This window comes from Dyella sp. 01N36 (genome assembly GCF_056399745.1).
In genome coordinates this window covers 15,370-30,292 of sequence record NZ_JBFTRY010000050.1, presented here as the reverse complement: position 1 = coordinate 30,292, position 14,923 = coordinate 15,370, and the positions used below count along the sequence as shown (strand labels likewise).

Here is a 14,923-nt window from a genome sequence, read left to right as displayed (position 1 = left end):
AGCACGAGCACGTCGGCTTCAGCGAGCACGTTGGCGAAGTCATCGAGCAGATCGCGCGTGCGGCTGTAGCGGTGCGGCTGGAAGCCGACCACCAGGCGGCGATCCGGCCAGCCACCGCGTGCGGCGGCGAACACGGCCGCCAGTTCGCGCGGGTGATGACCGTAGTCGTCGACCAGCAGCACGTTGCCCTGATCCAGCGCGATCTCCCCGCGGCGATGGAATCGGCGACCCACGCCCTGGAACGCTTCCAGCGCACGGGCGATCGCTTCGGCTTCCACGCCCAGCTGCCAACCGATGGTGGCGGCGGCCAGTGCATTGAGCACGTTGTGGCGACCCGGCAGATTCAGCTTGACGTGCAGCGCCTCGTTGCGGCCCGGCAGCCACAGGTCGAAATGCATTTCGAAGCCGTGCTGCGCGAGGTTGCTCGCCCGCACGTCGGCATCCTGGGTGTCGATGCCATAGGTCATCACGCGGCGCGTGGTCGACCTGGCCAGCGCGGCGACTTCCGGATCGTCGACGCACAACACAGCCAGACCGTAGAACGGCAGGCGGTGCAGGAAGTCGTCGAACGCCTTCTTCACCTGCGCGAAGTCGTTGTTGTAGTTCTCCAGATGATCGGCGTCGATATTGGTGATCGCGGCGATCACCGGCGACAACATCAGGAACGAGCCATCCGATTCATCGGCTTCGGCGACGATGTACTGGCCGGTGCCCAGGCGCGCATTGGCACCGGCGGCATTGAGCTGGCCGCCGATCACGAAGGTCGGGTCGTAGTTTGCTTCGGCCAGCACGCTGGCGGCGAGGCTGGTGGTGGTGGTCTTGCCGTGCGTGCCGGCGATGGCGATGCCACGACGGAAGCGCATCAGCTCACCCAGCATCTCGGCGCGCGGCACCACCGGAATGCGCGCGGCACGCGCGGCCTGCAGTTCCGGGTTGTCGGCCTTGATGGCGCTGGAGGTGACGACCACGTCGGCGTCGCCGATGTGCTCGGCCGCGTGACCCACGTGCACCACGATGCCCAGGCTGGAGAGGCGCTGCGCGGTCGGCGAGTTGGAGCGGTCGGAACCGGACACGGCATAGCCGAGGTTGTGCAGCACTTCGGCGATGCCGCTCATGCCCACGCCGCCGATGCCGATGAAGTGCACGCGGCGGAAGGTGGTCATCAGATCTTCGTGCGCTAGCAGGCGACGCGGCGTCATGCGGCCACCTCCATGCAGGCACGGGCGATCACGTCCGCGGCATCGGGCTTGGCCAGCGTGCGTGCGGCCTCACCCATCGCGATCATGCGCTCACGATCATCCAGCAACGCTTCCAGGCGCTGCGCCAACTGCTGTACGTCCAGGTCCTTCTCCTGCATCAACTCGGCCGCATGCGCGGCGACCAGCGCCTCCGCATTGCGGGTCTGGTGGTCGTCCACCGCATAAGGGAACGGCACGAGCACCGCGCCGAGTCCGGCAGCGGTGAGCTCGGCCAAAGTCAGTGCACCGGCACGGCACACGGCGAGATCCGCCCATGCATAGGTGCCGGCCATGTCTTCGATGAAGGGCACGATCTGCGCCTCGACGCCGGCTTTCGCATAGGCCGCACGTGCTTCATCGATGCCGCGGTTGCCGCACTGGTGCAGCACTTCCGGGCGTTGCGTCGGTGACATCAGCGCCAGCGCCTGCGGCAGCGCGATGTTGAGCGCACGCGCGCCGAGGCTCCCGCCGAGCACCAGCAGGCGCGGTCGACCCGTGCGACCAGCCATGCGCTCGCGCGGCGACGGCAGGCTGGCGATGGAAGCGCGCACCGGGTTACCGACCCACTCGGCGTTCGGCAAGGTATCGCTGAAGCCGGCGAGCACGCGCTGCGCGTGGGCGGCCAGCTTGCGATTGGTGAAACCGGCGACACGGTTCTGTTCGTGCACCAGCAAAGGGCGACGGGTGAGACGCGCCGCAACGCCACCGGGTCCGGCCACGTAGCCGCCCATCGACAGCACGCTGCGCGGCTTGATCCGGCGCAAGGCAGACAAGGACGAGAGCAGCGCGCGCGCCAGCATCATCGGCGCCATCAGCCGCGTCTTGAGGCCTTTGCCGCGCAGGCCGCCCACCGGCACGGTGATCAGTTCGATACCGTGCGCCGGCACCACCTTGGTTTCCATGCCGCCCTCGGCACCCAGCCAGACCACGGGCACGCCGTGCAAGCGCAGCGCTTCGGCCACGGCCAGGCCGGGGAAGATATGGCCGCCGGTACCGCCGGCCATGATCAGCACGGGACGCTGTGCGCTCATGCGGTCACCGCCTCGCGTCCGGGGGCCACAGCAGCGGCGTTTGCATCGGGCACGGCGTTGGCCGGCATGCGCGTGGCCATCTGTCGCGCATCGATCGCGCGATTGATCTCATAGGTGGTACGCAGCAGCACGCCCGCCATCGCGCAGGTAAGCACGATGGACGAACCGCCGTAGCTGATCAGCGGCAGGGTAAGACCCTTGGTCGGCAACGCACCCAGGTTCACGCCGATCGACACCATCGCCTGCAGGCCGATCATCATCGAGATGCCACAGGCCACGTAGCCGGCGAAGCGCTGGCCGATCTCCATGCCCTTGGCGCCGAGATACAAGCCGCGCCCCACGGCAACGCCGAACAGCATCATCACGAACAGGATGCCGGCAAGACCGAATTCTTCGGAAATCACCGCAAAGATGAAGTCGGTGTGGGCTTCGGGCAGATAGGACAGCTTCAGCACGCTGGAGCCCAGACCGACGCCGGTCCACTCGCCGCGGCCGATGGCCATCAGCGACTGGGTGAGCTGGAAGCCGTCGTTGAACGGATCGGCCCATGGATCGACGAAGGAGGTCAGGCGACGCATGCGGTACGGCTCGAACTTGGCCACGAACCACAGCAACGCGACCACCGGCAGACCCATGCCGCCGAGGTAGACCGGATTGGCACCGCCCATCCAGATCATGCCGATGGTGACCGCGATCATCAGCGTGGCGGAGCCGAAGTCAGGCTGCACCAGCAGCATCACCACGAACAGGCCCGCCACCATGATCGGCTTGAACAGCCCCCAGAAACTGGTTTCCACACTTTCGCGGTGGCGCACGAGATAGCTGGCGACGTACACCACCAGGATGAGCTTCACCGCTTCCACTGGCTGGAACGTGGTGATGCGGAAGTTGAGCCAGCGGTGTGCGCCATTGAGCCGCATGCCGATGCCCGGCACGAACACCAGGGCCAGCAGCAGGACCGCGCCGCCAAACATCATCCACGCATGCTTTTCCAGCAGCTTCAGTTCGGTGCGCATGGCAAAGGCTGCCAGCGCGACTCCCAGAGTCAGGAACAGCAGGTGGCGCTTGAGGAAATAGAACGCACCCATGTGCTGGCTGTCGGCCACCGCAATGGAACTGGACGTCACCATCACGACACCGACGCAGGCCAGACCGACGAGTGCGATCACCAGCAGCATGTCGAAGCTGCCGCGGGGTCCCTGTCGTCGTTTGGCTTGGGTGGCGTCGAAGATCATCTCAGCGCACCTTCAACGTGGCGAGGCCGATCAGCACCAGCACGACGCTGATGATCCAGAAACGCACGATCACGCGGGGCTCGGGCCAGCCCTTGAGTTCGAAATGGTGATGGATCGGCGCCATGCGGAACACGCGCTTGCCGGTCATCTTGAAGCTGGCCACCTGGATCATCACCGAGGCGGTTTCCATCACGAACACGCCGCCCATCACCAGCAGCACGATTTCCTGGCGCACGATGACTGCAATGGCGGCCAGGGCGGCGCCGATGGCCAACGCGCCCACGTCGCCCATGAACACTTGCGCGGGATACGTGTTGAACCACAGGAAGCCCAAGCCCGCGCCGGACAGCGCGCCGCAGAAGATCGCCAGCTCGCCCGCACCGGGAATCGACGGAATGCCCAGGTATTCCGAGAACACGCGGTTACCGGCGAGATAGGCGAACACGCCCAGCGCACCCGACACCAGCACGGTCGGCATGATGGCGAGGCCGTCGAGGCCGTCGGTGAGGTTCACCGCATTGGAGAAGCCCACGATCATGAAGTAGGCGACCACCACGAACAGGATGCCCAGCGGCAGCGCGACCTGTTTGAAGAGCGGCACATATAGCGCGGTCTCGGCGACCGGAGCGCCGCTCGTCGCATGAGGCGCCGTGTAGTAAAGAAATAGCGCGGCAGCGAGACCGAACACCGACTGCCAGAAATACTTCCAGCGCGAGGCCAGGCCGCGGCTGTCCTTCAGCACCAGCTTCTTGTAGTCGTCGTAGAAGCCGATCACGCCGAAGCACAGCAGCACCGCCAGCACCAGCCACACGTAGCGGTTGTGCAGGTCCGTCCACAACAGCGTGGAAAGCGTGACCGCGAGCAGGATCATCACGCCACCCATGGTCGGCGTGCCGGCCTTGGATAGATGCGTCTGCGGGCCGTCCTTGCGCACCACCTGCCCGGCCTTGAGATCGGCGAGCTTCTGGATAAGCGTGGGGCCAAACAGCAGCGACATGGACAGCGCGGTGAGCGCGGCCATGATCGTGCGGAACGTGATGTACTGGAACAGGTGCAGGGCAGTGAAGTGCCTGGCCATCCAGTCTGCGAGTTCAAGCAGCATCGGATGCGCCCTCCCCATTTCCCTTACTGCCGCGCAGTGCGGCTACGACTTGATCCATGCCGGCGGAGCGCGAGCCCTTGATAAGGCAGGTGACGCCGCTGTGCAGTTGTTGTTTGAGTGCGGCGGTCAGCGCCGCCTTGTCGGCGTAGTGTTCGCCGCGCTCGCCGAAGGCCTTGATCGCCGCTGCGCTCAGCGGGCCCACGGCGAACATGCGATCGATGCCCTGCTGGCGCGCGCGCTCGCCGATGCCGGCGTGCAGCGCCATCGCGTTGTCACCAAGTTCCGCCATGTCGCCCAGTACCAGCCAGCGCTCGCCGTCGGCCAGCGCGAGCGTGTCGATGGCAGCGCCGACCGAGCCGGGATTGGCGTTGTAGCTGTCGTCGATCAGCGTCCAGCCGGCGGGCATGCGCTCCAGCTGAAGGCGGCCGGCGACGCCAGGCACCTGCTCGAGACCTTCCACGATGGTGTCGAGCGGCACGTCGAGAGCGAGCGCAATGGAAGCCGCCGCCAGTGCATTGGCGATGTTGTGGCGACCCGCCAGCGGCAGGTGGACATCCGCGTCGCCCACCGGCGTGCTCAGCACGAAGTGCGAGCCGTCCACGCGCTGGTCGACGATATCCGCGCCGATGTCCGCCTTGTGCGTGAGACCAAAGCGCAGCTGGCGACGCGACCCGGCCAGGCCCGCGAAGAAGCTGGCGAACGCATCGTCCGCATTGATGATGGCCACGCCGTCGACCGGCAAAGCCTGATACAGCGCGCCCTTGGTTTCGGCCACGCCTTCCACGCTACCCATGCGCTCAAGATGCGCCGGCGCAATGGTGTTGACGAGGCTGATATCGGGCCGCGCGATGGCAGCCAGATAAGCGATGTCGCCCGGCTTGCCGGCGCCCATCTCCAGCACGGCGAACTCGGTGTCCTGCGGCATCGCCAGCAAGGTCAGCGGCAGGCCGAGCTCGTTGTTGTAGTTGCCGGCGTTGACATGGGTACGGCCGTGGCGCGACAGGATGGAGGCGGTCAGCGTCTTCACCGTGGTCTTGCCATTGGAGCCCGTGATGCCGATGACGCGCACATTGCTCTGCGCGCGCATCGCACTGGCCAGATCGCCCAGCGCCAGCGCGGTGTCGTCCACCACCACCTGAGGCAGCGGCGAGTCGACTTTGCGCGTCACCAGCGCAGCGGCAGCGCCGCGAGCCATGGCATCGGCCAGAAAATCATGGCCGTCGACGCGCTCGCCCTTGATCGCGACGAACAGATCGCCTGCCTGCACTTTGCGCGTATCGATGGTCACCCGCATGACGTCCACATCGGCACCGATCAGGTGGCCGCGGGCCCACAGGGCGATGGCGCTCAGACGCATCATGCGCGCACCTCCAGCGCCTGGCGTGCAACCGCCAGGTCGTCAAACGGGCGCTTGCCGTGCGCGCCTTCCTGATAGGTTTCGTGACCCTTGCCGGCGATCAGCACCACGTCGCCGGCCTGCGCCGAAGCCAAGGCCAACTGGATCGCCTGCGCGCGGTCGCGCTGCACCGTGGCCAGGTCGGGCTTGCGCAGGCCGGCCACGATCTGCGCCACGATGACGTCGCCATCTTCGCCGCGCGGGTTGTCGTCGGTCACGATGATGCGGTCGGCCAGGCGCTCGGCGATGGCGCCCATCTGCGGACGCTTGCCCGCATCGCGCTCGCCGCCGCAGCCGAATACGCAGATCAGCTGGCCTTCGCAGTGCGCGCGCAATGCGCTGAGCGCCTGCTCCAGTGCATCCGGCGTGTGGGCGTAGTCAACCACCACCAGCGGCAGCTGCGAAACGCCGCCCAGGCGGTTCATGCGGCCGTTGATCGGTTCCAGCGATTCCACTGCTTCGATCATGCGCTCGAACGATTCGCCGAGCGCACCCAGGCAGGCGATCACTGCAAGCAGGTTGGCGACATTGAAGCGGCCGAGCAGCCGGCTGCGCACGGCATGCGAGCCCCACGGCGTCTGCACGTCGAAGGCCAGGCCTTCGGCCGAGGTGACGATGTTCACCGCGCGCACGTCGGCGTCGGCGTGATTTTCTGCGCTGAGGCGCAGCGCCTGAACACCCTGCGGCAGGCGCTGGGCGAGCGTGCGGCCAAACGCGTCGTCGATATTGATCGCCGCCGCCTGCAGCGAGGGCCATGCGAACAGCTTGGCCTTGGCTTCGCCGTAGGCTTCCATGCTGCCGTGGTAATCGAGATGGTCGCGGGTGAGATTGGTGAACGCGGCGACGTCGAACGCCACCGCGGCCACGCGGCCCTGCTCCAGCGCATGCGAAGACACTTCCATCGCCACGTGCGTCGCGCCGTCATCACGGAACGAAGCAAGCAAGCCCTGGACGTTGATCGCATCCGGCGTGGTGCGCTCGCCTTCGTTGATGCGGCCATGCAGCCCCGCGCCCAGCGTGCCGATGGTGGCGGCGCGATGACCCAGAAATTCCAGCGCCTGCGCGAGCAACTGCACGGTGGAGGTCTTGCCATTGGTGCCGGTGACGCCGATCACGCGCAGCGCTTCGGACGGGCGCCCGAAGAAGCGCGAAGCGATCTCGCCGACCTTTCCGTGCAGGCCATCGACCCACAGCACCGGCACGTCCAGTCCTTCGACATGCGCCGGGGGCGCTTCGGCCAAAACGACACGGGCACCGCGCTCCGCTGCGCCGCGCGCAAACGAGATGCCGTGCTCGCGCGTGCCGCGCAGCGCGAAGAATGCATCGCCCGGACGTACCTGGCGCGAATCCAGCGTGAGTCCTGAAACGACGATATCGCCGACACCAGGGGTCTCGGCGATGCCTTGGAGCAGCTGATCGAGGCGGGCGCTCATGGCGTGGCTCCCTCGATCGGTGCGTCGTCCACTGTTTCAACCGTGGGCTGTTTGTTGCCGGTCAAACCGTTCTGTCCTTGCAACGGCCCGCCGACATACCAGCGGCCGATGTTGTCTGGGGGCACATCCATGAGGCGCAAGGCGCCGTCCATGACTTTGGCGAAGACGGGGCCGGAGACCAGCGCGCCGTAGTAGCTGCCCTTCTTGGGGTTATCGATCACCACCACCGCCGCCATGCGCGGATTGGACGCCGGAACGATGCCGGCGAAGGCGGCGCTGTAGTTGTTCTTGGAGTAGCCGCCGGCGCTCGCCTTGTGCGCCGTGCCGGTCTTGCCCGCGACGCCATAGTTGGGAATCCACGCATACGGCGCGGCGGTGCCGCCCGGCTGCGTCACCGACACCATCATCTGCACCAGCTCGTTGGCGATCTTCTGATCGATGATCTGCTTGGCGTCGTTGTCCGAGCCCTTCACGAAGGTGGGCAGATGCATCACGCCGTTGTCGGCGATGGTGGCGTAGCCGTTGGCCAGCTGCAGCGGCGTCACGTTGAGGCCGTAGCCGTAGGCAAGAATCGCCTTCTCCAGCATGCCCCAGCTCTTGCCCGGCTTGAGATAGCCCGAGGCTTCGCCCGGAAAGCCGCTGTTGGTGCTGTTGCCGAAGCCGAAGGCACGATAGGTGTCGTACATCAGCATGGTGTCGAGCGTCATCGATACCTTGGCGGCGCCGATGTTGCTGGACTTGGCCAGGATGCCGGTGGGCGACAACAAGCCATAGGCGTGCGTGTCGCGGATGTCGTGCGAGATGTAATAGAAGTGGCCGTTGCCGGTGTCGATCATCGGACCGGTCGGCGTGTACTTGCCGCTGGAGAGCGCAGCGGCCATCACGAACGGCTTGATGGTGGAGCCCGGTTCCACCACGTCGGTCATCGCGCGATTGCGGCGGCTGGATGCGTTGCTGCCGCGCAAGGCATTCGGGTTGTAGGTCGGCCAGTTCACCATGGCCAGCACTTCGCCGTTGCGCACGTCGATGATCACCATGGAACCGGAGTCGGCATCCGACTGCTCGATGGTGTTCTTCAATTCGTTATAGGCGAGGAACTGGATGCGACGGTCGATGCTGAGCGTGATGTCGCGACCCGGCTGCGGCGCGCGCACCAGGTCCAGATCCTCCACCACATGACCCTGGCGATCGCGAATGACGCGCTTGCGACCTTCCTTGCCGGCCAGCCAGTCGTCGAACGCCAGCTCGAGGCCTTCCTGGCCGTGATCGTCGATATTGGTGAAACCCAGCACGTGCGCTGTCACCGGACCGGACGGATAGAAGCGGCGGAACTCGCGCCGACCATCCACGCCCGGCACAGCCAGATCGAGCACCACCTGCGCGGCATCCGGCGACATCTGGCGCTTCAGATAGACGAACTCGCGCTCGGAGCGCTGCGCCAGATACTGCTTGAGCGCATCCGGATCCATGCCGATGGCCTTGGCCAGCGCCGGCAGCTTGTCTTCGTTGTCCAGCACTTCGGCCGGATTCGCCCAGATCGAGACCACCGGCGTCGACACCGCGAGCGGCTCGCCGTTGCGATCGAAGATGGTGCCGCGCGATACCGCGATGGGTACTTCGCGCAGGATGCGGGCGTCGGCCTGGTTCTGATAGAAGTCCTTGCGGACCACCTGCATGTCGAACGCGCGCGCTACCAGGCCCAGCGACGCGGCAGCCAGCACGCAGCTCACCACCAGCATGCGGCGGCGGGCGCTGGGCGCCACACCGTTGCGGCGCGAAGAGGATGAGGATGTGCGCTGGCGCGGCTTCATCGACGCACCAGCTGGATGTCTTGCGGCTTGGGATTGAGCATGCCCAGCGCCTGGCGGGCCTCGTCGTCGACGCGACGCGGCTCGGCCCAGGTGGCCTGCTCCAGTTCCAGCTTGCCGTATTCGATATTGAGGTCGTCGCGCTGGTTCTGCAGGCGGGTCAGCTCGACGAACAACACGCGGCTCTCATGGCGCGTCCACACCACGGCAATGGCGCTGGAAAGCACCGCCGCGATCAGGATGAACATGAAGAGGCCGCCGAGTACCTTCATGCGAGCTTCTCCGCCACGCGCAGCACCGCCGACCGGGCGCGCGGATTGACGGACAGCTCGGCATCGGAAGGAAACTGGGCCTTGCCCACCGCCGCCAGGCGAGCAGGCGCAGCCGCTACCGGCGGACCACGGCGGCTGCCTTGCACGCGACCGGAGTGGTCGCGGATAAACAGCTTCACCGCGCGATCTTCCAGCGAGTGGAAGCTGATGATGGACAAGCGACCACCGACCGTGAGCAGCTCGAGCGCCGCGTTGAGGCCATGCTCCAGCGCGTCCAGTTCGCCGTTCACATGGATGCGCAGCGCCTGGAAGCTGCGCGTGGCCGGATGCTTGCCCGGCTCACGGCGGCCGATCAGGCGCTCGATCAGCGAGGCCAGTTGGCCGGTGCGGGTGATCGGGTTTTCCACGCGGTCTTCGACGATGGCGCGGGCGATCTTGCGGCTGAAGCGCTCGTCGCCGTAGTTCCACAGCACGTCGGCGATCTCTTTTTCCGAAGCGTGCGCCAGGAAGTCCGCGGCGCTTTCGCCCTGCGTGGTGTCCATGCGCATGTCCAGCGGCGCGTCAGCCATGAAGCTGAAGCCGCGCGCGGCCTCGTCGAGCTGGGGCGAAGACACGCCGAGGTCGAGCAGGATGCCGTCGAGGCCGCCGGCGGTTTCGTCCCACTCAGCCATGCTGGAAAAATTGGCGTGGCGAATCGACACGCGCGGGTCGCTGGCGAATTCGGCCTGCGCGGTGGCAATGGCCTGCGGATCGCGATCCATCAGCATCAGCCGACCGTCAGGACCCAGGCGTGACAGCACCGCGCGAGCGTGACCGCCGCGTCCAAAGGTGCCATCGAGATAACGCCCGCCAGCCTGCACGGCGAGTCCCTCCACTGCTTCACCCAGCATCACCGGGATGTGCACTAACTGCTCGGCCATGCCGCCGCACTCCCGCTCCCGTCCCGTTCCATCTGCCGCGCTGCCACCGTTGCCGGTTACAGCTGCAGCTCCGCCATCTCGTTGGTGATCTCGTCTTCGCCGATGGTCTGGCGGATCTTGGCCAGGTGAGCCTGCTCGCTCCAAAGCTCGAACTTGTTGCCCATGCCCAGCAGAACCGCTTTCTTCTCGATGCCCGTAGTCGCCCGCTGGCTCGCCGGCAGCAGGATGCGTACAGCCGAATCGGGCTCGACGACCGCCGCGGCACCGACCAGCTTCATCTGCATGTCGCGATGAGCCGCCTTGACCTTGGGAAGCGCGTTGACCTGGTCGCGCACCTTTTCCCACTCCGCGTACGGGAACAGCCACAGGCAGCCCGACTCGAAGGGGTTGTAGGTGATCACCAGACGATTGGCGCAGGCGTCGGCCACCAACTCGCGATACGCGGTCGGTATGGCCAGCCGGCCTTTGTCGTCAACAGTGATGGCGGTTTCGCCCTGGAACACGGCCAATAGACTCCACGAATTCCCACGATTTCACACAGGAACCCACGATAGTCTCGCCCCCTGAGACTGTCAAGGAAATTTTTCTTGTGAATCAATGAGAAAGGCAATGATCTGGCAGTAATTCCAGCCCTTTCTGAGGAAACACTCGAAGGTGTTTGAAAGGTTAGGTTTTTTTACTTTTCAACCATGCCATCCGTCACGCCCGGCGAGGCTTTTCAGGCGATCGGATATGAATCGCCGTTCATGGCCCGCCGCACGGCCGCCACCACCCCGCCGATGACGGCGAGAGAGGTGACGACCGGTCGTGAAGGAGGTGGAGTCGGCCTGTAAGCCGGGTTCTGTACGCCTTGCGGCGCGACAGTCATTCCTCTCGGCCTGGCGTCACCGCCAGGCTCCAGCAACCTACCCGGGAACAACGCGGGCCGCGTTATCGTTCCCCTATTTGGTCTTGCTCCGAGTGGGGTTTACCGTGCCACGCGACGTTAGCCCCGCGTGCGGTGCGCTCTTACCGCACCCTTTCACCCTTACCACGCGCACCCGAAGATGCCGTTCGGCGGTCTGCTCTCTGTTGCACTGGCCGTCAGCTCACGCTGCCCAGGAGTTACCTGGCACTCTGCCCTGTGGAGCCCGGACTTTCCTCGATGCGCTTGCGCGCGACGCGACTGTCCGGCCGACTCCGCTGCGGATTCTAGTGGATTTATGTCTCGCCAACCCGCGAGGCGCTGAAAAAGATCTGTAGGAGCGCACTTGTGCGCGACCGCGGAGCGCTGATGTGCCGCGGTCGCGCACAAGTGCGCTCCTACACAAACAGCGGTTTTAGCCTTCGTAGAGGAGTTTGCGCGGCGCGCCGGTAATCGCGGCCGCGAGCTTGGCGGCTTTTGCCGGGGGCAGCTCTTCGCGCAGGAGGGCAAACACACGGCGGCCTTCCGCTTCGCGTGCATCGGTCTCTTCGCCGCGACCCGCCACCAGAATGACGATCTCGCCGCGCTGCTGGTTCGGATCGCTGGCCACGCGCGCAGCCAGTTCGCCCAGCGGTTCGCCGATCACGGTCTCGAACAACTTGGTCAGTTCGCGCGCGAGCACGCCTTCCCTCGTCTCACCAAAGATGTCGCGCATGTCGGCAAGACTCTCGGCCACGCGGTGCGACGACTCATAGAAGATGAGCGTGCGACTGTCGCCCGCAAGTTCCTGCAAACGCGTGCGACGCGCGGCGGCCTTGGGTGGAAGAAAGCCCTCGAACACGAAACGATCGCTGGGCAGCCCTGCCACGGAAAGCCCGGCAATCGCCGCACATGCACCCGGCACCGGCACGCAACGAATGCCGGCCGCGCGCGCCGCGCGCACCAGGCGAAAGCCCGGATCGCTGATCAGCGGCGTGCCCGCATCGGAGATGAGCGCCACCGATTCGCCACCCTGCAGCCGGCGCACGATGGCCTCGACCACGTCGCGCTCGTTGTGCTCGTGCAGCGCCACCAATGGCGTGCCGATGTTGTAGTGCATCAGCAAGGGCCGGCTGTGCCGGGTGTCCTCGGCCGCAATCACCGCCACCGATTGCAGCGTCTCGATGGCACGCGCGGAAAAGTCATCGCGATGACCAATCGGCGTGGCGACCACCCATAGCAGACCTGGCTGAATCTGTGACATCTTGCTGTTTCCTATGCATCGGGGCGGCAACCCAATGGGCTATCATCGCCCATCCGCCGACCATGTCGTCAAAAAGCTCGAAGGGATTTGGCCATGCGCTTGACCCGCGCCGCAGGCGTTGCCCTGCTGATTTCACTGGCACTGAGCGGCTGCGTGCCGCCGGCCGCGCAACGATCGCCGGCCGAAATCGCCGCCAGCCAGCAAGCCGACGCGCTGGTGCAACAGGGCAAGTTCGACGAGGCCGCCCAGGCCTATCTGGCGCTTGCCCAGACCGGCGGCAACCGCGACCACTATCAACTGCTCGCCGCCGAAGCCTATCGACAGGAAGGCCAGCTCGATCGCGCCGCGCCGCTGCTCGATGGCATCCGTCGCCAGCGACTGAGCGGCGACGAGCCTTCGCGACTGGATCTGCTGCAGGCCGAAATGGCGCTGAAGCAGCACAACGCGCCGCGCGCACTGCAATTGACCACCCAACCCAATATCAGCGTGCCACCGGCACTGCAGCTGCGTCTGCTTGAGCTGCGCTCGCAAGCCATGCAGCAGACCGGCGATCTCTGGGGCGCGGCCCGCACGCGCGTGGAAATGGACGGCCAATTGAGCGGCCTCGACCAGGCGCAGAACCGCAAGCAGGTCGTCGCCCTGCTCACCCAGCTGGGTGTCGATCCCTTGAAGCAGCGCGCTGCGGCGATGCAGCCCAGCGACCGCATGCTGCCGTGGGTCAACGAAGCGCTGACCCAGCTTGGCGTCGCCGTGGCGCATCCCGCGCCCGCGCTGGAACAGGAAGTGGGCACGCTGATGCCGGGCGAAGGCGCCAACGTGCGCGAAGGCTTCAAGATGCCTGCGCATGTCGCTTTGCTGTTGCCGACCAGCGGCAATCTCGCTGCCGCAGGCACCGCCATCCGCGAAGGTTTCTTCGCCGCCTATGCCGATTCCGCGCACAACCACATGCCGCGCCCACCGGTGAAGGTCTACGACAGCGCAGGCACGTCGGCAGGCGCCATCAAGGCGTACCAGCAAGCCGTCGCCGATGGCGCGCAACTGATCATCGGGCCGCTGACGCGCGGCGAGGTGTCGGCGCTGTTCGGCCTGCCCCAACTGCCGGTGCCGCTGCTCGCACTCAACCATCCTGACGACAAGAGCCTGCCCGCCAGCGGCGTGAGCGAATTCGGCCTGCTGCCGGAAACCGAAGGCGCCCAGGCGGCTGACCACATGGCCGACAACGGCATCGTCAATGCCTTCGTCATCGTCAGCAACGACGACTTCGCGCAACGCGCGTCCAAGTCGTTCAAGGCGGAACTCGAAGCGCGCGGAGGCAAGGTCGCCGGCGTAGGCAACCTGCCCGGCAGCGGCGTCAACTTCGCCTCGACCATTTCGGGCCTGGGCATGCCGACCGACAGCGGCGACGCCAGCGCCAACAAGGACACTGGCATCTTCATCAGCATGCGTCCGCAGCAGGCGCGACTGTTGCTGCCGCAGCTCAAGCTGGCCAAGATCAATCTGCAGGCGTACGGCACCTCGCACATCTATGCCGGCGTCGATGATGCAAGCGCCAACCGCGATCTCGAAGGCGTCGAATTCTGCGACTCGCCATGGCTGTTCGACGTGCAACCGGGCCTGCCCAATCACGGCGATATCGCTGGGCAGCTGCCCGCGGCACGGGGCACCTCCGCGCGCCTGTTTGCCTTCGGCATGGACGCCTGGAACCTCGCACCCTATGTCGACTGGCTGCGCGCCCATCCTGGCAGCTATCTGCCGGGCGCCAGCGGGCAGCTGACCTCCGACCAGTTCGGCCGCGTCCGTCGCGTGCTGGTATGGGCCAAGTTCCAGGATGGCCTCGCCCGCCCGCTCAATGGCAGCCTGCAGATGGATAGCGCACCGGCCATGGCGCCGCCGACCGACGCCACCACGCCGCAGGCGCTCCAGCCCGAGCAGTCCACCACCCGTTAAAACGCGCACGCCTTGATGCGCGCTGCCGGCGCCGCTTTCGAACAACGCGCCTGCGCCGAACTGCAGCGCGCCGGCCTCAAGCTGCTGGCGCGCAACTACACCACGCGCTACGGCGAGCTGGACCTGGTGATGCTCGATGGCGGCACCGTGGTGTTCGTGGAGGTGCGCCATCGCCTCACCAGCGGCTGCGGCAGCGCGGCGGCCTCGGTCAACGCCAGCAAGCAGGGCAAACTCATCCGCACTGCCGAGCTGTGGCTGGCCGATCATCCACAACACGCCCATCGGGCATGCCGGTTCGATGTGGTGGGTTATGACGGGCCGGTCGATCGTGTCGACATGCGCTGGTGGCGCGGCGCCTTCGAGGCCGGCTAGGTTGCTGCACCGTCGTCGACGG

General features: G+C 66.1%; 13 protein-coding genes and 1 other RNA gene. 2 read left to right on the top strand and 12 right to left on the bottom strand.

Annotated elements, in window-relative coordinates:
- From murC to rsmI, 12 genes are all read right to left on the bottom strand, one after another.
- Positions 1-1,199 (bottom strand): UDP-N-acetylmuramate--L-alanine ligase (murC, locus tag AC1DMG_RS10795; RefSeq protein ID WP_477180507.1); only part of this gene is annotated, 1,199 nt, incomplete at its 3' end.
- Complete coding sequence (murG, locus tag AC1DMG_RS10790; RefSeq protein ID WP_477174981.1) at positions 1,196-2,269, bottom strand: undecaprenyldiphospho-muramoylpentapeptide beta-N-acetylglucosaminyltransferase; 1,074 nt, start codon at positions 2,267-2,269, stop codon at positions 1,196-1,198. The genes murC and murG, both read right to left, overlap by 4 nt.
- Positions 2,266-3,504: a putative lipid II flippase FtsW gene (ftsW, locus tag AC1DMG_RS10785; RefSeq protein WP_477174982.1), complete on the bottom strand. Its 1,239-nt coding sequence runs from the start codon at positions 3,502-3,504 to the stop codon at positions 2,266-2,268. The genes murG and ftsW overlap by 4 nt, the downstream gene beginning before the upstream one ends.
- Position 3,505: 1 nt before the next feature.
- Complete coding sequence (gene mraY, locus AC1DMG_RS10780; RefSeq protein WP_441604408.1) at positions 3,506-4,606, bottom strand: phospho-N-acetylmuramoyl-pentapeptide-transferase; 1,101 nt, start codon at positions 4,604-4,606, stop codon at positions 3,506-3,508.
- A complete protein-coding gene (locus AC1DMG_RS10775) occupies positions 4,596-5,966 on the bottom strand; it encodes a UDP-N-acetylmuramoyl-tripeptide--D-alanyl-D-alanine ligase (protein WP_477178485.1) in 1,371 nt (456 codons plus the stop codon). Before AC1DMG_RS10775 ends, mraY begins: the two co-directional genes overlap by 11 nt.
- Positions 5,963-7,435, bottom strand: coding sequence for a UDP-N-acetylmuramoyl-L-alanyl-D-glutamate--2,6-diaminopimelate ligase (locus tag AC1DMG_RS10770; RefSeq protein ID WP_477174984.1), 1,473 nt, complete (start codon positions 7,433-7,435; stop codon positions 5,963-5,965). Before AC1DMG_RS10770 ends, AC1DMG_RS10775 begins: the two co-directional genes overlap by 4 nt.
- Complete coding sequence (locus AC1DMG_RS10765; RefSeq protein ID WP_441604411.1) at positions 7,432-9,246, bottom strand: peptidoglycan D,D-transpeptidase FtsI family protein; 1,815 nt, start codon at positions 9,244-9,246, stop codon at positions 7,432-7,434. The genes AC1DMG_RS10770 and AC1DMG_RS10765 overlap by 4 nt, the downstream gene beginning before the upstream one ends.
- Positions 9,243-9,515 carry a cell division protein FtsL gene (gene ftsL / locus AC1DMG_RS10760; protein ID WP_441604412.1) on the bottom strand — a complete coding sequence of 91 codons (273 nt, stop codon included), beginning with the start codon at positions 9,513-9,515 and terminating at the stop codon, positions 9,243-9,245. The genes AC1DMG_RS10765 and ftsL overlap by 4 nt, the downstream gene beginning before the upstream one ends.
- On the bottom strand, positions 9,512-10,435 hold the full coding sequence (gene rsmH, locus AC1DMG_RS10755; RefSeq protein WP_477174985.1) for a 16S rRNA (cytosine(1402)-N(4))-methyltransferase RsmH: 924 nt from the start codon (positions 10,433-10,435) through the stop codon (positions 9,512-9,514). Before rsmH ends, ftsL begins: the two co-directional genes overlap by 4 nt.
- 56 nt (positions 10,436-10,491) lie before the next feature.
- Positions 10,492-10,938, bottom strand: a complete 447-nt coding sequence (mraZ, locus tag AC1DMG_RS10750; protein WP_046972286.1) for a division/cell wall cluster transcriptional repressor MraZ — start codon at positions 10,936-10,938, stop codon at positions 10,492-10,494.
- 311 nt (positions 10,939-11,249) lie between these two features.
- Positions 11,250-11,616: RNase P RNA component class A (gene rnpB, locus AC1DMG_RS10745), an RNA gene on the bottom strand.
- Between the two features lie 138 nt (positions 11,617-11,754).
- Entirely contained in the window at positions 11,755-12,582 is an 828-nt protein-coding gene (rsmI, locus tag AC1DMG_RS10740; RefSeq protein ID WP_477174986.1) for a 16S rRNA (cytidine(1402)-2'-O)-methyltransferase, read from the bottom strand.
- A 93-nt stretch (positions 12,583-12,675) separates the two neighbouring features.
- Here rsmI and AC1DMG_RS10735 point away from each other — a divergent pair, with 93 nt between their 5' ends.
- Together AC1DMG_RS10735 and AC1DMG_RS10730 are read left to right on the top strand one after the other, a co-directional pair.
- Positions 12,676-14,529, top strand: coding sequence for a penicillin-binding protein activator (locus AC1DMG_RS10735; protein ID WP_441604416.1), 1,854 nt, complete (start codon positions 12,676-12,678; stop codon positions 14,527-14,529).
- Between the two features lie 15 nt (positions 14,530-14,544).
- The gene (locus AC1DMG_RS10730; protein ID WP_441604417.1) at positions 14,545-14,901 is read left to right on the top strand and encodes a YraN family protein; all 357 of its coding nucleotides are present in this window, start codon (positions 14,545-14,547) and stop codon (positions 14,899-14,901) included.
- Positions 14,902-14,923: the final 22 nt, after the last annotated feature.

Coding starts and splice junctions, on each gene's coding strand:
- murG (WP_477174981.1), bottom strand. CDS start 2,269: ATGAGCGCACAGCGTCCCGTGCTGATCATGGCCGGCGGTACCGGCGGC.
- ftsW (WP_477174982.1), bottom strand. CDS start 3,504: ATGATCTTCGACGCCACCCAAGCCAAACGACGACAGGGACCCCGCGGC.
- mraY (WP_441604408.1), bottom strand. CDS start 4,606: ATGCTGCTTGAACTCGCAGACTGGATGGCCAGGCACTTCACTGCCCTG.
- AC1DMG_RS10775 (WP_477178485.1), bottom strand. CDS start 5,966: ATGATGCGTCTGAGCGCCATCGCCCTGTGGGCCCGCGGCCACCTGATC.
- AC1DMG_RS10770 (WP_477174984.1), bottom strand. CDS start 7,435: ATGAGCGCCCGCCTCGATCAGCTGCTCCAAGGCATCGCCGAGACCCCT.
- AC1DMG_RS10765 (WP_441604411.1), bottom strand. CDS start 9,246: ATGAAGCCGCGCCAGCGCACATCCTCATCCTCTTCGCGCCGCAACGGT.
- ftsL (WP_441604412.1), bottom strand. CDS start 9,515: ATGAAGGTACTCGGCGGCCTCTTCATGTTCATCCTGATCGCGGCGGTG.
- rsmH (WP_477174985.1), bottom strand. CDS start 10,435: ATGGCCGAGCAGTTAGTGCACATCCCGGTGATGCTGGGTGAAGCAGTG.
- rsmI (WP_477174986.1), bottom strand. CDS start 12,582: ATGTCACAGATTCAGCCAGGTCTGCTATGGGTGGTCGCCACGCCGATT.
- AC1DMG_RS10735 (WP_441604416.1), top strand. CDS start 12,676: ATGCGCTTGACCCGCGCCGCAGGCGTTGCCCTGCTGATTTCACTGGCA.
- AC1DMG_RS10730 (WP_441604417.1), top strand. CDS start 14,545: ATGCGCGCTGCCGGCGCCGCTTTCGAACAACGCGCCTGCGCCGAACTG.